This window comes from Paenibacillus sp. GM1FR, assembly GCF_002803315.1.
Lineage (GTDB): Bacteria > Bacillota > Bacilli > Paenibacillales > Paenibacillaceae > Paenibacillus > Paenibacillus amylolyticus.
Map to the genome: position 1 here is coordinate 823,083 of NZ_MKZL01000011.1, position 15,378 is coordinate 838,460.

Consider the following 15,378-nt stretch of genomic DNA (forward strand, 5'->3'; position numbering starts at 1 on the left):
AGCCAAGATGGAAAGGACGATCTGCTAATGTTCAACGTTAGTCACCTTCGCTGTGAGTATAGAATTAATCCGATAGGGCTTGATGTCAAATCACCGAGATTAAGCTGGCAGTTACAGTCTGATCGTCGAAATTGCATGCAATCCGCATACCAGATCCAGCTATCCCTGTCAGAAGATTTTGATGAGCTTGCATGGGATTCTGGCAAGATAAGCACGGATCAATCCATACATGTGGAATTAAACCATTTTCAGCCTTCCCCGCAAACGCGATACTATTACCGGATTCAGGCATGGGATGATGCAGGAAATGATTCGGGCTGGTCCGAAACGGCTTATTTCGAGATGGGACTTATGGATAGTCATAACAAGTGGCAAGCAGAATGGATCACAGCTAAACCATCAGATGATGGAGATACGTCATGCCCGCGTATGCGCAAGCAGTTTAATGTGAAACAACCTGTTACTTCTGCCCGCATATATGTTACAGCACTTGGATTATACGAGTTGCATATGAACAACACAAGAGTAGGAGAAGATTATTTTACACCTGGTTGGACCTCTTATCGTAAGCGATTACAATATCAAACCTATGATGTTACCCACCTGCTTCAGGATGGACAGAATACTTTAGGTGCTAATCTGGGAGATGGCTGGTACCGAGGATATCTTGGCTGGAACAAAGAACGGGAGATATTTGGTTCAACGTCCGCATTGCTGCTGGAACTCCATATGAAATACGCAGATGGATCAGAGGAATGTATTATATCCAATGGGGATTGGACCGCTGCTCCTAGTGCCATTCGTATGTCGGACATCTATATGGGGGAGACGTATGATGCACAAATGGAGTCCGACTGGTCGGATTCATCTCAGACGAATTGGTCACCCGTGAACGTACTGGATCATCCCAAAGATATCATCGTTGCTCAGGAGAACGTACCCGTTACCCAAGTAGAACAGCTACAGCCAATCGCCTTATTAACAACCCCACAGGGAGATCGTGTAGTAGACATGGGGCAGAATATGGTGGGATGGGTGAGATTCAGCATTCAAGGTGAGGCGGGTCAGACGGTTGAGCTGCACCATGCTGAGATATTGGATCATGAAGGCAACTTTTACACCGATAATCTTCGCGCCGCCAAGCAGTGTATTCGCTACACGTGCAAGGGGGATGGCGTGGAATCATTTGAACCACATTTTACGTTCCAAGGGTTCCGCTATGTGAAGCTGGTTGGCTTTCCAGAACACGTTCGTCTGGATGAATTCACCGGAATAGTACTGCACTCGAATATGGAGCAAACAGGTCAGTTCTCATGCTCCAGTCCGCTGGTAAACCAACTGCATCACAATATATTGTGGGGGCAAAAGGGGAATTTCCTTGATGTGCCGACAGACTGTCCACAGAGGGATGAACGGCTCGGATGGACCGGGGATGCACAGATGTTTGTCCGCACGTCCTCCTACCTGATGAATACGGCTCCCTTCTTCACCAAATGGCTGCGGGATCTGGAAGCGGATCAGGGAGAAGATGGAGGTATTCCATTCTTCGTTCCAGATCTGAGAGGTTCCACCTCAGAAGGGTGGGGAGACACCAGTCATTCTTCCGCCGCTTGGGGGGATGCAGCAGTTATCTGTCCTTGGACCATCTATGAGATGTATGGGGATGCCAGATTATTGGCCGAACAATATGAGAGTATGAAGCAGTGGATCGAGTATATTCATGTGCAGGGTGACAATCCGTACCTGTGGAACACGGGATTCCACTTTGGCGATTGGCTGGGACTGGACTCCAAGCCTGATAGTTATGTTGGCGCAACGGACACGGATTATGTGGCATCTGCCTTCTATGCCTATTCGGTTTCGTTAACTCAAAAAGCGGCTGAGGTCCTTGGAAAGACAGACGATGCTGAATATTACAAGCAGTTGCATACAAACATTGTTCATGCGTTTCGAAATGAATTCGTGACTCCAGCCGGCAAAATTGCTGTTCCTACGCAAACAGCACATGTTCTTGCGCTTCAATTTGACCTGCTGGACGCGACTGCCCGAACTCGTGCTGTTGATCAATTGGCGAAACTCGTGAAAGAGGCGGGCAATCATCTTACTACAGGTTTCGTAGGCACACCTTATCTGAATCCGGTATTGAGTGATGCAGGTCTTCACGACCTGGCATATACATTACTTTTTCAAGAGGATTATCCGTCCTGGCTATATCAGGTGACTCAAGGCGCAACGACCGTCTGGGAACATTGGGATGGGATAAAAGAGGATGGCAGTCTCTGGAGTGCTGATATGAACTCATTTAACCACTATGCGTACGGAGCGATTGGAGAATGGTTGTATCGTTACGTTGCCGGCATTCGGTCCGATGAACATCAGCCAGGATTCCGAATGGTGCATATCGAGCCGCAACCCGGACCTGGACTGGATTGGGTGGAAGCGAGTCTGGAGACGATGTATGGTCAAGTTGCTTCAAGCTGGCACCGGTTGGCGGAGGGTGAAATGGAGATACGGGTGCATATTCCCGCCAACACGAGGGGTACAGTACGTCTTCCTGGAGCAGGTGCACAGATCGTTCTGGAACAAGGGAAACCGTTGGATCAGATAAGTGGAGTTCAGGATATTCAAAACATTGGAGACGATGTTGAAGTCACACTTGGATCTGGAAGTTACCAATTTACGTATAAAGACACGGATGCGAAAAAGGATCAGGATGTTCAGGAGGCTACATTGACAGAGTCCGTATAATGATAGAATAAGCGGTAAGAGGTACACTGAAGAGGATCTGCACACACGCAGGTCCTTTTTCGAACTTGTCTGAGAGTGAATTTGTAGTATTCGAACAATGGAAGGAGCATGACCATGGCAAAACCTGCATTCAAAGATGCACCTTTACGTAGTGAAATAGAGGATTTGGCTAAGCAACAGGATCACCATACATTGGCCTGTTGGGCTGCGGAGTGTGCGGCACGTGTCTTGTATATATTTGAGAAGAAGACGGAGGATCTTCGCGCCCGTGATGCCATTGATGCAGGAAGAGGTTGGATCTGTGGAGAGATTGCCATGGTTGATGCACGAAAGGCGGCTTTTGCAGCTCATGCTGCTGCACGGGAAGCCGATCATGTCGCTGCCTCTGCTGCATCTCGTGCGGCGGGACACGCAGCTGCAACGGCCCATGTCAAAGGCCATGCGGTACATGCCGCAACCTATGCAGTGAAAGCTATTTTTTATGACTCTTTGATGGAAGAACAAGAACGTCGTGTCTTGGAAGAGAGAACGTGGCAATATCAATATCTGTTGGGAGGATGTAATGATCATGGGGAAAGAACACGTTAGATTAATTAAACCATCAAAAGCCTATAAGGATGCGTATTTGGCATTTTATGAAGAATGGGTCAGAAGTGGAGAATTGATGGTTCCTTGGGTCATTTCCAAAGATCCTTATGCGTTCGATGAGATGTTGGCATTTTTGCAGCGTAATGAACAAGGGATCGACATCCCGGAGGGCTGGGTCAAAGACAGTACATATTGGCTGGTCACGGAGAGTCAACAAATCGTGGGTGCTGTGAATATAAGGCATGAGCTTAACGATAAATTGTTCAACAGTGGAGGACATATTGGATATGGTATTCGTCCAGGAGAGCGGCACAATGGCTATGGTTCCGAAATTCTCAGGCTTTCTTTGGAGAAAACGAGAGAGCTTGGAATTTCCAAAGTATTGGTCGTATGTGATGCGGTTAATGAGCCTTCCAGAAGGGTTATCCTTCGAAATGGTGGCATTCGGGATGAAGACTATGTGGAGTCCAATGGCAACGTTGTTGAACGATTCTGGATGAAAAATGTCGAATAATGCAGAATAATGATGTAATATAACGAAAATAATATGGATTATGATTGTATTACCCTCGTGTGCTGATTAAAATGAAGCATAGAATCTGGATTGCGGCCGGAAACTATCATCCCATATCAGGCACAAGTGAGGTTATCTTTATGAATCAACCGGTTAATCGGCCCCGGCGAATTGAGTATCTGGATCTCTATCGTGCTTTTGCCATCATGGCAGTGGTAGCTATTCATGCAACTTCAACTGCAGTTGCACATTACCCCAAGCATACATTAGATCATGATGTGTATTATTTCTGGAACACGTTTTTGCAATTTGCCGTTCCAGCGTTTCTGTTCCTGTCCTCCCTGGTCTTGTTCTACAACTACAGCTCCAAGGTGAATGAGAAGGGTTGGATGCTCGCTTTTTATAAGAAGCGTTTATTTAATGTATTTGTACCTTATTTGGTGTGGTCCCTTATCTACTTTGCCATTAAACAGTTGCTTGCGGGCAAAGAACCTTTGACCCATGGTGTTCAATTTGCCAAACAATTAGTGATGGGAACCGCTCATACGCACTTGTACTTTTTTCTGATTATTCTTCAATTCTATATCGTTTTTCCATGGCTTCTGTCCCTTACACGCCATCGTTTGTTTAATCGTTATTTGCCATTATTCTTTATTGCGGGCCAAGCGATCTTCTATGCAATACATTTGCAGTTTCACTTCGAACGGACAGGAAGTTTGTTACCCAGTTATCTGATCGTGATTGGATTTGGCGCATGGGTTGGGTTGAACTTTGAGTGGGCATTGAACAAACTGTATACACACCGTTATGTGCTCATAGCTGCGTTGTTAGGTGGAGGTGCCATTTTTATATATGGTAATGCTTATATCAAAACCGCTTTTGCTGCATACCCGGTTATTACCTATACCGTGCTGTTCCTGTTCCGTAATCTGTTTACCTTGTCAGCCTGCCTGCTTCTACTGATCTTTAGTGAACGAATCGGCACAGGAAAACATACCGAGGTTCGTAAAGCTACGCGTATTCTGGACTCCTTGGGTACAGTTGCGTTCGGTGTATTTTTAATGCATCCACTCGTACTGCTCTTCTGGAGGCGTGAATTCACAGATGAACTGGCTCGGCACTTCAGCGTAGGCATCATACTATCTTATATTGTGGCGCTCCTGATATCATGGATCTGCGCAATGGGTTTGCGCCGGATGAAGTGGGGATGGGTACTGATCGGACGGTAAGTATAAATAAACATATGTAATTTAAGATAAGAGATTTCAAGCCCTCACGTTGAGGGAATCACTTGAAACCTCTTTTTTATTTGCCCTAATGAAGGTATTATAGAGTTTAATGTCCATAAAATTGAATTAATGGAATGAACACCACCTTGTCAGGAGTGATCAAATGAAATTGGTGATTATTTTTGGTCCGCAGGCTGTAGGCAAAATGACGGTTGGGCAAGAACTGGAGAAGATAACAAAGCTTAAATTGTTTCATAACCACATGACCATTGAATTGGTGTCTCCTTATTTCAGCTATGGTACACCACAAGGCAAACGACTGGTGAGTCTGTTCCGTCAGGAGATTTTTGAAGAAGTGGCAAAGAGTGATCTGCCAGGTCTGATTTTTACTTTTGTATGGGCGTTTGATCTGGAGCAAGATGGAGAGTATATCCGTAAGATCAGTGAGTTGTTTGCATCTCAAGGGGGTCAGGTCTGTTATGTGGAACTGGAAGCCGATGCATCGGAAAGATTGGAGCGCAATAAAAGTCCGCATCGCCTGTTACATAAGCCAACAAAGCGTGACATCGCTTGGTCTGAGCGAGATTTGCTTGATACGATGAAGCTTTATCGATTGAATTCGGAAGTGGGAGAAATCACACATGAGCACTACATAAGAATTGATAACACACACAAGAGCCCGGATGAGGTGGCAAAGTTAATACAGGAACGATTTAATTTGTAATCTATGAAACGTTTATCTTAGCAGAGTAGATATTTTTATGAGAGGGGCATTACATCATGTACTTTGTTTTATTTTTGCTCATAGGACTTGTTTTATGTTATCTGATCCCATTTGGTCCAATAGTGGCCGGGGGCATTATTTTTGCACTTGTTGTAGACCAATACCGTCAGACGATGCATATGCGTGATGATATCCGGGATATCAAGAATCATCTGGGGTTAATGAACAAAGGCGAGGCGCAAGAGTACGAAATGGATAAAGAATACACTCAAGTTGATCGTTTGGATTCAGAAGAAATGGACATGATTAATCGAAAAATTGAAGCAGACCTGGAGAAAGACAACAAAAACAATAAACCATGAATTCCTGTAAAATAATTCTTGATTTGCTCACTCCTGTGAGTATATTTACCTAGATCGGGAGTCATGCTAATTCGATATTAACTTTTTGTTGCACTGTGTAGAAATTTGTAATATTATGAGGGAAGCGCGTACAACATATCGGGTTGTAACTGTTGAATCAGGCAAAGCCGTATACCTTGAGAAAAGGGATTGGTTTGTCTTTTTCTGTATATTGGAGTGATAAAGTGAAAATCGAGAAGGTGCTGAACAATAATGCTGTAGTTGCAATGAATGACGAACAGGAAGTTATTATCATTGGCCGTGGGATTGCTTATCAGAAGCGGGCGGGTGATATGGTTTCCGAGCAGCATATCGACAAGATATTTACTTTACAGAATGAAGATATTCAGGAAAACTTCAAGGCATTAATCTCAAGCATTCCTCTGGAATACATGAAAGTATCCGAGGAAATCATCGCTTACGCCAAATTAAAACTTGGCAAGAAATTAAATGAGAGCATTTACTTACATCTCACAGACCATATTCACTTTGCCATTGAGCGGTATCGCAAGAATCTGCCCATACGCAACGGTTTAATCTGGGAGACAAAGCAGTTATACAAAGAGGAATATGAAGTCGGAATGGAAGCGCTCAATATGATCTGTGATCAATTTGGTGTGATCTTGCCCGAGGACGAAGCCGGTTTTATGGCACTTCACTTTGTCAATGCAGCTTTGAACGAGGAAATGCCCAACATCAAGAGTATGACCCAGGTCATGCAGGAAATCTTGACAATCATCAAGTATCATTTCAAGATTGATTTTGATGAGAACTCACTGACATTTTATCGCTTTGTGACGCATTTGAAGTTTTTCGCCCAACGTTTGGTGAAGGGAAAACATTACAAGAGCAACAACGATGATGAACTGTTCCTGATGATTCAGAAAAAGTATCCAGCAGCGCACAAGTGCTCGGAGAAAATCAAGAAATTCATTGAAAGCAACTACACGTATCAACTAACTGACGAAGAATTGATGTACTTAACGATTCATATTGAGAGAGTTGTGAATGCAACTTCTGAATAATCCCATAGATCAGCTTGCAGGGTTGCAACCACTAGGGCAAAACCTGAACGCTTGAATGACAGAACATACCGTTAACCGGATGTTCCGTACATTCAGATGTTCAGGTTTTTTTATTCTCTCCAATATGCTTCGAATCCGTGTCTAGCCAGAAAGGAAGAAAAGACTTCATGAAACACGAGCAATTAGCCAAGGACATTCTGTCTGGCGTTGGTGGAAAACAGAACATTAACAGCGTGGTGCATTGCGCGACCAGACTTCGTTTCAAATTAAAAAATGACAATAATGCCAAAACAGACGAGCTCAAAAATCTGCCCGGAGTCATAACGGTAATGCAAAGCGGGGGGCAATACCAGGTAGTTGTGGGTAACGAAGTGTCTGATGTTTATAAAGCCTTGTTACAGGTGGGTAATATGAATGCGGATGAACCGGTCTCAAGTGATGATTCAGAATCTTCCGGTAAAAAAGAGAGTCTTCTGGGTCAGTTTATCGACTTGATCTCAGGTGTATTTACACCCATTCTCGGATTGCTTGCTGCAACAGGGATGATCAAAGGTTTCCTGTCCATGTTTACTTCTCTCGAATGGCTGGACCCGGCTTCAGGAACATATCAATTGTTGAATGCTGCAGGAGACTGTCTGTTCTACTTCTTCCCGATCTTCCTGGGTTACACAGCTATGAAAAAATTCGGTGGATCTCCATTCCTTGGGATGGCCATCGGAGCCTCACTTGTATATCCGACCTTATCCGGTCTTAGTGGTGGGGAGCCGCTCTATACGCTGTTTGCAGGCACATTGTTTGAATCACCGATTCATATCACGTTCCTGGGTATTCCCGTTATCTTGATGAGTTATTCCTCATCCGTCATTCCGATTATTATTGCTGCTTATTTTGGAGCAAAGGTAGAATTGTTCTTCAAAAAGATCATTCCTTCTGTTGTGAGAACATTCCTCACGCCATTCTTTACAATTCTGATTGTTGTACCTGTAACATTCCTCTTGATTGGTCCAATCGCGACATGGGCAAGTCAACTGATTGGTGCCGGGGTATCGGGCATCTATGACTTGAGTCCGTTGGTAACTGGTATTGTTGTTGGTGGATTGTGGCAAGTATTGGTGATCTTCGGGTTACACTGGGGTATCGTACCAATCATGCTGCTCAATCTGTCCACACTGAAAGCAGATCCGATTCTGGCTATGATGTTTGCTGCTTCCTTTGCTCAGATTGGTGCCGTTCTTGGCGTTATGCTTAAAACGAAAAATACCAAACTCAAATCACTGGGTGTTCCTGCCTTTGTGTCCGGGATTTTTGGTGTAACTGAGCCTGCTATTTATGGTCTTACTTTGCCACTGAAAAAACCATTTATTATGAGTTGTATTGCTTCTGCAACCGCTGGTGGTATTATTGGCTTCGCTGGCTCCAAAATGTTTGTATTTGCTTCAGGAATCTTTGGTGTTCCAGCGCTGATTAGTCCCACAGAGGGAATCAACTATGAATTCTGGATGGCCATGATTGCCACTATCATTGCTTTTGTACTAGGTTTTGTTCTCGTTTATTTTGTAGGATTCAAAGATCCTGCTAATCCGGAGGCTGCCAAACAGGCTCCAGAGCCAGTAAAAGAAGAGAAGGCTGCACTTGAGCCTAATCCCAACAATCGCTACGAAATTGCCAGCCCGATGACAGGTGATGTTGTTCCGCTGCAAGAAATTAACGATGCTACATTTGCTGGTGAACATATGGGTAAAGGGATTGCTATTCGCCCAACCAGTGGGAGAGTTGTATCCCCGATTAATGGTGTGGTACAGACGATTTATCGTACCAAACATGCAATTGGTCTTGTAGATGATCAAGGTGTAGAGATTCTGATCCATATCGGTCAGGATACGGTACAACTCAAAGGTCAACATTTCACTGCACATGTGAAAGATGGAGATCGTGTGAGTGTTGGCGATCTGATCGTTGAATTCGATCTGCAGGCCATTATTGAGGCGGGATATGAGACCGTAACACCGATTATTGTAACGAATACGGCTGATTATTTGGACGTGGTTGCTACAACAAGTCGTGAAGTGCAAGAAAAGGATAAATTGGTTACGGTTATAGGTTAATGCTGCTTTAGTGCGTATTTTATTAATCTGAGCATTAGCTCTATAGAGACCACTTTGATGTTTTCGAAGTGGTCTCTTTTTTTTATTTTCGGTCACTCAAATGTATTTGTGAAATTAATAAAAATAAGTGTTGCAAACGTAGTTCAGATGTACTATGATGAGTTTAAGAAGTAAGCGCATACATTAATCGGATTGTAACTGTTCAATCAGGCAATGCCGGCCATCCTCAGTTCAGAGGATATGGAATGTAACTTACTTTCGTTATCCAAATAATTAAATACCAATGTGTACAGCCTTACAGGGTTGCAACCGTTAAGGGCAAAACCTGAATTGCTGAATAACACGACTGATTTCCGGACGATCCGGTATGTTGTGTATGTTCAGTGGTTCAGGTTTTATTTGTTTCAAAAGTCATGGGGAGTCTACTTAGAGAGGGAGAATTACAATGAGCAACTACGATCAATTAGCTAAGGACATTCTGTCACGTGTAGGTGGTCGCGAGAACGTAAACAGTGTATTCCATTGCGTAACAAGACTGCGGTTTAAACTGAAAAATGAAAGCGTAGCCAAAACGGAAGAGCTTAAAAATCTGCCAGGTGTTATTACCGTCATGCAAAGTGGTGGACAATATCAAGTTGTTATCGGCAACGAAGTGCCGGATGTATATAAAGCAGTTGTTAAAGTAGGAAATTTCCCAAGTGAAGGACAAGTTGAAGAGGAAACGGATAACTCAGGCAAAAAAGTAGGGTTGTTCAGTCGATTTATCGACATGATCTCCGGTGTGTTCACACCGTTACTAGGTTTGCTGGCTGCCACAGGTATGATCAAAGGTTTCACGGCCATGTTTTTATCCTTTGGATGGATTACAGACACTTCCGGAACGTACCAACTGTTGAATGCAACGGGTGACTGTCTGTTCTACTTCTTCCCGATCTTCCTTGGTTACACGGCAATCAAGAAATTTGGCGGTTCACCGTTCCTGGGTATGGCGATAGGTGCTTCATTAGTTTATCCTACGCTCTCCGGCCTGACTGCTGGAGATCCATTGTACACCCTGTTTGCAGGTACATTAATTGAATCACCGATTCACATTACGTTCCTTGGTATTCCGGTTATTCTGATGAGTTATTCAACATCGGTTATTCCTATCATTATTGCTACATTCTTCGCTGTTAAAATTGAAAGATTCTTTAAAAATATTATTCCTAAAGTCGTTAGCACGTTCCTTGTTCCATTCTTTACTTTGCTCGTTATCGTTCCGGCAACGTTCATACTGATTGGTCCAGTATCCACTTGGGCAGGCCAGTTGATTGGTGCAGGAGCAACAGGCATCTACGATTTAAGTCCAGTTGTTACAGGTTTGATTATCGGTGGTTTGTGGCAAGTGTTTGTACTGTTTGGGCTCCACTGGGGACTCGTGCCAGTCATGCTTCTTAACTTGAGTACTTCTGGGGCTGATCCGGTAATTGCCATGTCTTTCGCTGCCTCCTTTGCCCAAATCGGTGCTGTACTTGCGGTTATACTGAAAACCAAAAATACGAAATTGAAATCTTTAGGTATTCCGGCCTTCATCTCTGGGATCTTCGGTGTAACCGAGCCAGCAATTTACGGTCTGACACTTCCACTGAAAAAACCGTTTATCATGAGCTGTATTGCTGGTGGTATCGGTGGCGGTATCTTGGGACTGGCCGGTTCGAAATTATACATCTTTGGTGGACTGGGAGTGTTCGGATTCCCAAGTTTCATTAATAAAGCAACAGGTGTTGATTCTGGTTTCTATATGGCTCTGGTTGCATGTGGTATCGCATTTATCCTTGGTTTTATTCTGACGTACGTGGTTGGATTCAAAGACAAAGTGGAAGCTACACCAGCTCCTGCACCAGTACTTGATCCAAATCCGAACAGCAGATACGAAATTGTCAGCCCAATGGCTGGTGAAGTTGTTGCACTGAACGAAATTAATGACGTAACGTTTGCAGGAGAGCACATGGGTAAAGGGATTGCAATTCGTCCAACCAGTGGTAGAGTGGTATCTCCAATCACAGGTGTCGTTCAAACCGTATATCGTACCAAACACGCCATTGGTCTGGTAAGCGATGATGGTGTAGAGATGCTGATCCATATTGGACAGGATACGGTCAAGCTGAAAGGTCAACATTTTACAACCCATGTGAAAGATGGAGACCGTGTTAACGCAGGTGACCTGATTGTTGAGTTTGATCTGCAAGCGATTAAGGATGCAGGATATGAGACGGTTACACCGATCATTGTCACTAATACTTCAAATTATCTGGACGTTGTAGGAACAAAAGATGCATCCGTTCATGAGAAAGATAAATTGATCACGGTATTAAGCTAATTCAAACTAAGGATGGTTAAGGAGGAACTCCTCGATGAATGAAAAGTTTACAGCCTTCCCGGAGAATTTTCTCTGGGGAGGAGCAACCGCAGCGAATCAATTGGAAGGTGCTTATCTGGAAGGTGGCAAAGGTTTAACAACGGTAGATCTCATTCCGATTGGTGCCAATCGGTGGAATATTGCTCTGGGTAACCTGGATTCGTATGAGCCAAAAACAGGGGAATTCTATCCTTCACATGAAGCCATCGACTTCTATCATCGATATAAGGAAGATATTGCGTTATTTGCAGAAATGGGATTTAAGTGCCTCAGGCTTTCCATAGCCTGGGCACGGATTTTCCCTAATGGTGATGAAGCGGAGCCAAACGAAGCAGGCTTGCAATTTTATGATGATGTCTTTGATGAGTTATTAAAATACAACATTGAACCTGTCGTGACGATCTGCCATTTCGATGTACCTGTACATCTGGTCGAAACTTACGGCGGTTGGAAGAATCGTAAGATGATTGGTTTCTTTGAGAAATATGCGACGACTTTGTTCAATCGATATAAGAATAAAGTGAAATACTGGATGACGTTTAACGAGATCAACATGTTGCTGCATCTTCCGTATATTGGAGCGGGCATTGTCCTTCAGGATGGTGAAAACAAAGATCAGATTCTGTATCAGGCAGCACATCATGAATTGGTAGCGAGTGCACTTGCTGTTAAGGCTTGTCATGAGATCATTCCGGATGCACAGATTGGATGTATGTTAGCCGCTGGAATGGTGTATCCATACAGCTCTAATCCGGATGATGTATGGAAAGCCATGGAGAAAGATCGCGAGTCATTCTTCTTCATCGACGTGCAGTCGAAGGGAGCATATCCAGGTTATACAAAAAGATTTTTCAGGGAAAATGACATTCGGATTGACATGCAACCGGAAGACGCAGAGATCTTGATGCAGAACACGGTCGACTATATCGGTTTTAGCTATTATGCAAGCCGGTGCACCAGTACAGACCCTGAGATTTTGAAAGATTCGACAGAAGGCAATGTATTTGGTTCGGTGAAGAACCCTTATCTGCAAGCTTCCGAGTGGGGGTGGACCATTGATCCTAAGGGGCTTCGAATTACGCTTAATCAACTGCATGACCGCTATGGCAAACCTTTGTTTATCGTAGAAAATGGACTTGGTGCAACCGATGTGTTGTTAGATAATGACTCCGTTGAAGATGACTATCGCATCGAATATTTGAATAGTCATTTTGCCGAAATGGCTGAAGCGATTCAAGACGGTGTAGAGCTCATAGGTTACACAAGCTGGGGACCGATTGACCTGGTCAGTGCGGGTACCGGAGAGATGAAGAAACGTTATGGCTATATCTATGTAGACCGAAATAATGATGGTACGGGCACACTTCGCAGAGTGAAAAAGAAGAGTTTTCACTGGTACAAAGATGTCATTGCGAGTAATGGCGCACAATATTTCTGATACAAGGTCTCCGGCGCTATAGAATAGACAAAGAGCAGTCTCGTTATTACGGGATTGCTCTTTGTTTATGAGGGGATGAATTTGACCCATGATGTGGCTTTCAGATATAATAAAGAGATTAAGAGAATCTTGTCACTTAAGAAGGGAGGAGCATCCACTCATGAAGAAAAAATCACTTGCGTTTATATCTTCGGGATATGGATACTCCACTGCTGTCTTTTTCTAGAATCTATTCCAAGGGTGAAGTCTGCCCAAAATCGGAGGAAAACTAGGAAATAACGCAGAAAAATCTTAAGAATGATGAGGTAATCCAGATGAATATTGACAAAATTACTAGAACAAATCCAGAAAATATGCCAGCTCCTGTAGGTCAGTACACGCATATTACAAGAATCCCGAGGAATGCAGAATTATTTGTGACTTCGGGTCAAATTGGAGCAGATCATAATGGACTCTTTCCAGAGAGTCTGAATGAGCAAGTCACTAATACATTTAATAATATTAAAACAGTGCTCGAATCTGAGCGCTTAGATGCTGCACATATTATCAAAGTGAACGTATGGGCAACCGAGGAAATCGATTGGGATTTCTTATATGCCGAGTGGGGACAATTATTTAGTACGGATTATCCTGCAATGACGATTGGATATATTACGGCGTTAGGTCTCCCAGAGATTAAAATTGAAATAGAGCTTTGGGCAGCAAAAGTGTAACATCGAATACTTTTTAACCAAACGAAGGAGCATCTTACTTACAGATGTCCCTTCGTTTTTTATTTGTGAAAAATGGAAAGGATTTGCCCTGTGTGCAATCATGAGCGATAGTAGATGGTGTATTATGGCACCTGCAAGCTCTGATAAGCATTCAGTCGACCATATGTCCAGTAGATCCCGGAGCCTGATACCGGATCAGAAGCGAAACACAGCGCATCCCGAATTTGAGCATTTGTTTTCCCTTGTGCAGCGAGAAGTGCAGCCACTCCAGCCACATGAGGGGCAGCCATGGATGTCCCGCTAAGGTAGGCATAGGAACCACCCAGGTATGTGGATAGAATGGTATCACCCGGTGCAGCCATATCCACCCAGGAACCATAGTTGGAGAAATTGGATTTGAGATCGGAGGGATTGGTTGAAGCGACAGCAATCACGTTGGGATACGATGCGGGTACGATCGGGAATGAAGTGTTGTCGTTACCGGCTGCAGCAATAATCACAGCTCCACGATCCCAAGCATACTGTACGGCAGCTTGAAGAAAAGCATTTCCCATCGGTCCACCAAGGCTCAGGTTAACAACCTTAACACCGTTGTTGGCAGCAAAGACAAGCCCGTTACCGACATTACCTATCGTTCCTTGCCCGTTGTTATCCAGTACCCGGAGCGGAACGATGGATGCGAGTGGTGCAGCGCCTGCGATGCCCACACCATTGTTGGTAACGGAGGCAGCGATCCCGGCTACATGGGTGCCATGACCGTTCCCGTCCTCAGGAATGTTATCATAATCAACATAATCATAACCGGGGAGGAGCTTGGAGGCCAATTCTGGATGGTTCAGCTGTACACCAGTATCGATAATGGCGATTTTGACAGAGCTATTACTTTGAGTAATATCCCATGCAGCGGGTGCATTGATTTTGGACAGGTTATACTGATAAGGAAAGAAAGGGTCATTGGGAGTAAAGGATGCTTCAACGAGGTAATTCGGCTCTGCATGTTCAATAAGCTCATGATCTTTGTAATGTTTTAGCATCCGGTGCATTTTTTTGCGGGATTCCATGCGGTACCATCCTAAATCTGCATAGGTCTCAGCAACTTTACATCTCCCTTTTTTGTGAAGGGTGTGCATCTCATCCTCGGTTGTACCTTCCTTGAATTTGACGAAGAGCTGCTTGGGAGCGTGAGGATGAAACTTGCTCTCGGCAAGTTGGTCCAGATAACGATACACGAACCCGATTACTAGCAAAATGAAAGCAAAAACACCTAACCATAACCACATGAGCGTTTATCCCTCCAATATGATTTGTGACACGCCTTATCGTATGCGAACTCTATCAGACTGCGCGGGCACTCTTGCAATTTGGATAGTAGTGTAGATAGATTGATAGGAAGGGATAAATTCGGTAAGATGATATGAAGAGAGCCGCTTTGGCATGAACAAGATTTAAGGCAGGGCCGAGAGGTAGCTCTTAATACAGAGGATAAGGAATGTGG

General features: G+C 44.0%; 12 protein-coding genes. 11 read left to right on the forward strand and 1 reads right to left on the reverse strand.

Annotated elements, in window-relative coordinates; translation table 11 throughout:
• The first annotated feature begins 27 nt into the window (after positions 1-27).
• From PAEAM_RS09515 to PAEAM_RS09565, 11 genes are all read left to right on the forward strand, one after another.
• Positions 28-2,748 (forward strand): alpha-L-rhamnosidase, encoded by a 2,721-nt coding sequence (locus PAEAM_RS09515; protein WP_100527327.1) that lies wholly within the window; start codon positions 28-30, stop codon positions 2,746-2,748.
• 114 nt (positions 2,749-2,862) lie between these two features.
• A complete protein-coding gene (locus tag PAEAM_RS09520) occupies positions 2,863-3,336 on the forward strand; it encodes a putative immunity protein (protein ID WP_100527328.1) in 474 nt (157 codons plus the stop codon).
• A complete protein-coding gene (locus tag PAEAM_RS09525; protein ID WP_100527329.1) occupies positions 3,311-3,850 on the forward strand; it encodes a GNAT family N-acetyltransferase in 540 nt (179 codons plus the stop codon). The genes PAEAM_RS09520 and PAEAM_RS09525 overlap by 26 nt, the downstream gene beginning before the upstream one ends.
• 71 nt (positions 3,851-3,921) lie before the next feature.
• Entirely contained in the window at positions 3,922-5,079 is a 1,158-nt protein-coding gene (locus PAEAM_RS09530) for an acyltransferase (protein ID WP_133120425.1), read from the forward strand.
• Between the two features lie 163 nt (positions 5,080-5,242).
• A complete protein-coding gene (locus PAEAM_RS09535; RefSeq protein ID WP_100527331.1) occupies positions 5,243-5,803 on the forward strand; it encodes a DEAD/DEAH box helicase family protein in 561 nt (186 codons plus the stop codon).
• Positions 5,804-5,859: 56 nt separating this feature from the next.
• The gene (locus PAEAM_RS09540) at positions 5,860-6,165 is read left to right on the forward strand and encodes a hypothetical protein (RefSeq protein ID WP_100527332.1); all 306 of its coding nucleotides are present in this window, start codon (positions 5,860-5,862) and stop codon (positions 6,163-6,165) included.
• 224 nt (positions 6,166-6,389) lie between these two features.
• Positions 6,390-7,229, forward strand: coding sequence for a BglG family transcription antiterminator LicT (licT, locus tag PAEAM_RS09545; protein ID WP_036613486.1), 840 nt, complete (start codon positions 6,390-6,392; stop codon positions 7,227-7,229).
• A gap of 167 nt (positions 7,230-7,396) precedes the next feature.
• Entirely contained in the window at positions 7,397-9,334 is a 1,938-nt protein-coding gene (locus PAEAM_RS09550; RefSeq protein WP_100527333.1) for a beta-glucoside-specific PTS transporter subunit IIABC, read from the forward strand.
• Between the two features lie 445 nt (positions 9,335-9,779).
• Positions 9,780-11,693 carry a beta-glucoside-specific PTS transporter subunit IIABC gene (locus PAEAM_RS09555; RefSeq protein ID WP_100527334.1) on the forward strand — a complete coding sequence of 638 codons (1,914 nt, stop codon included), beginning with the start codon at positions 9,780-9,782 and terminating at the stop codon, positions 11,691-11,693.
• 34 nt (positions 11,694-11,727) lie between these two features.
• A complete protein-coding gene (locus tag PAEAM_RS09560; RefSeq protein WP_100527335.1) occupies positions 11,728-13,170 on the forward strand; it encodes a 6-phospho-beta-glucosidase in 1,443 nt (480 codons plus the stop codon).
• 314 nt (positions 13,171-13,484) lie between these two features.
• Positions 13,485-13,883 carry a RidA family protein gene (locus tag PAEAM_RS09565; protein WP_036672797.1) on the forward strand — a complete coding sequence of 133 codons (399 nt, stop codon included), beginning with the start codon at positions 13,485-13,487 and terminating at the stop codon, positions 13,881-13,883.
• Between the two features lie 122 nt (positions 13,884-14,005).
• Here PAEAM_RS09565 and PAEAM_RS09570 read toward each other — a convergent pair whose 3' ends face one another.
• Positions 14,006-15,163 carry a S8 family peptidase gene (locus PAEAM_RS09570; protein WP_100527336.1) on the reverse strand — a complete coding sequence of 386 codons (1,158 nt, stop codon included), beginning with the start codon at positions 15,161-15,163 and terminating at the stop codon, positions 14,006-14,008.
• Positions 15,164-15,378 lie beyond the last annotated feature (215 nt).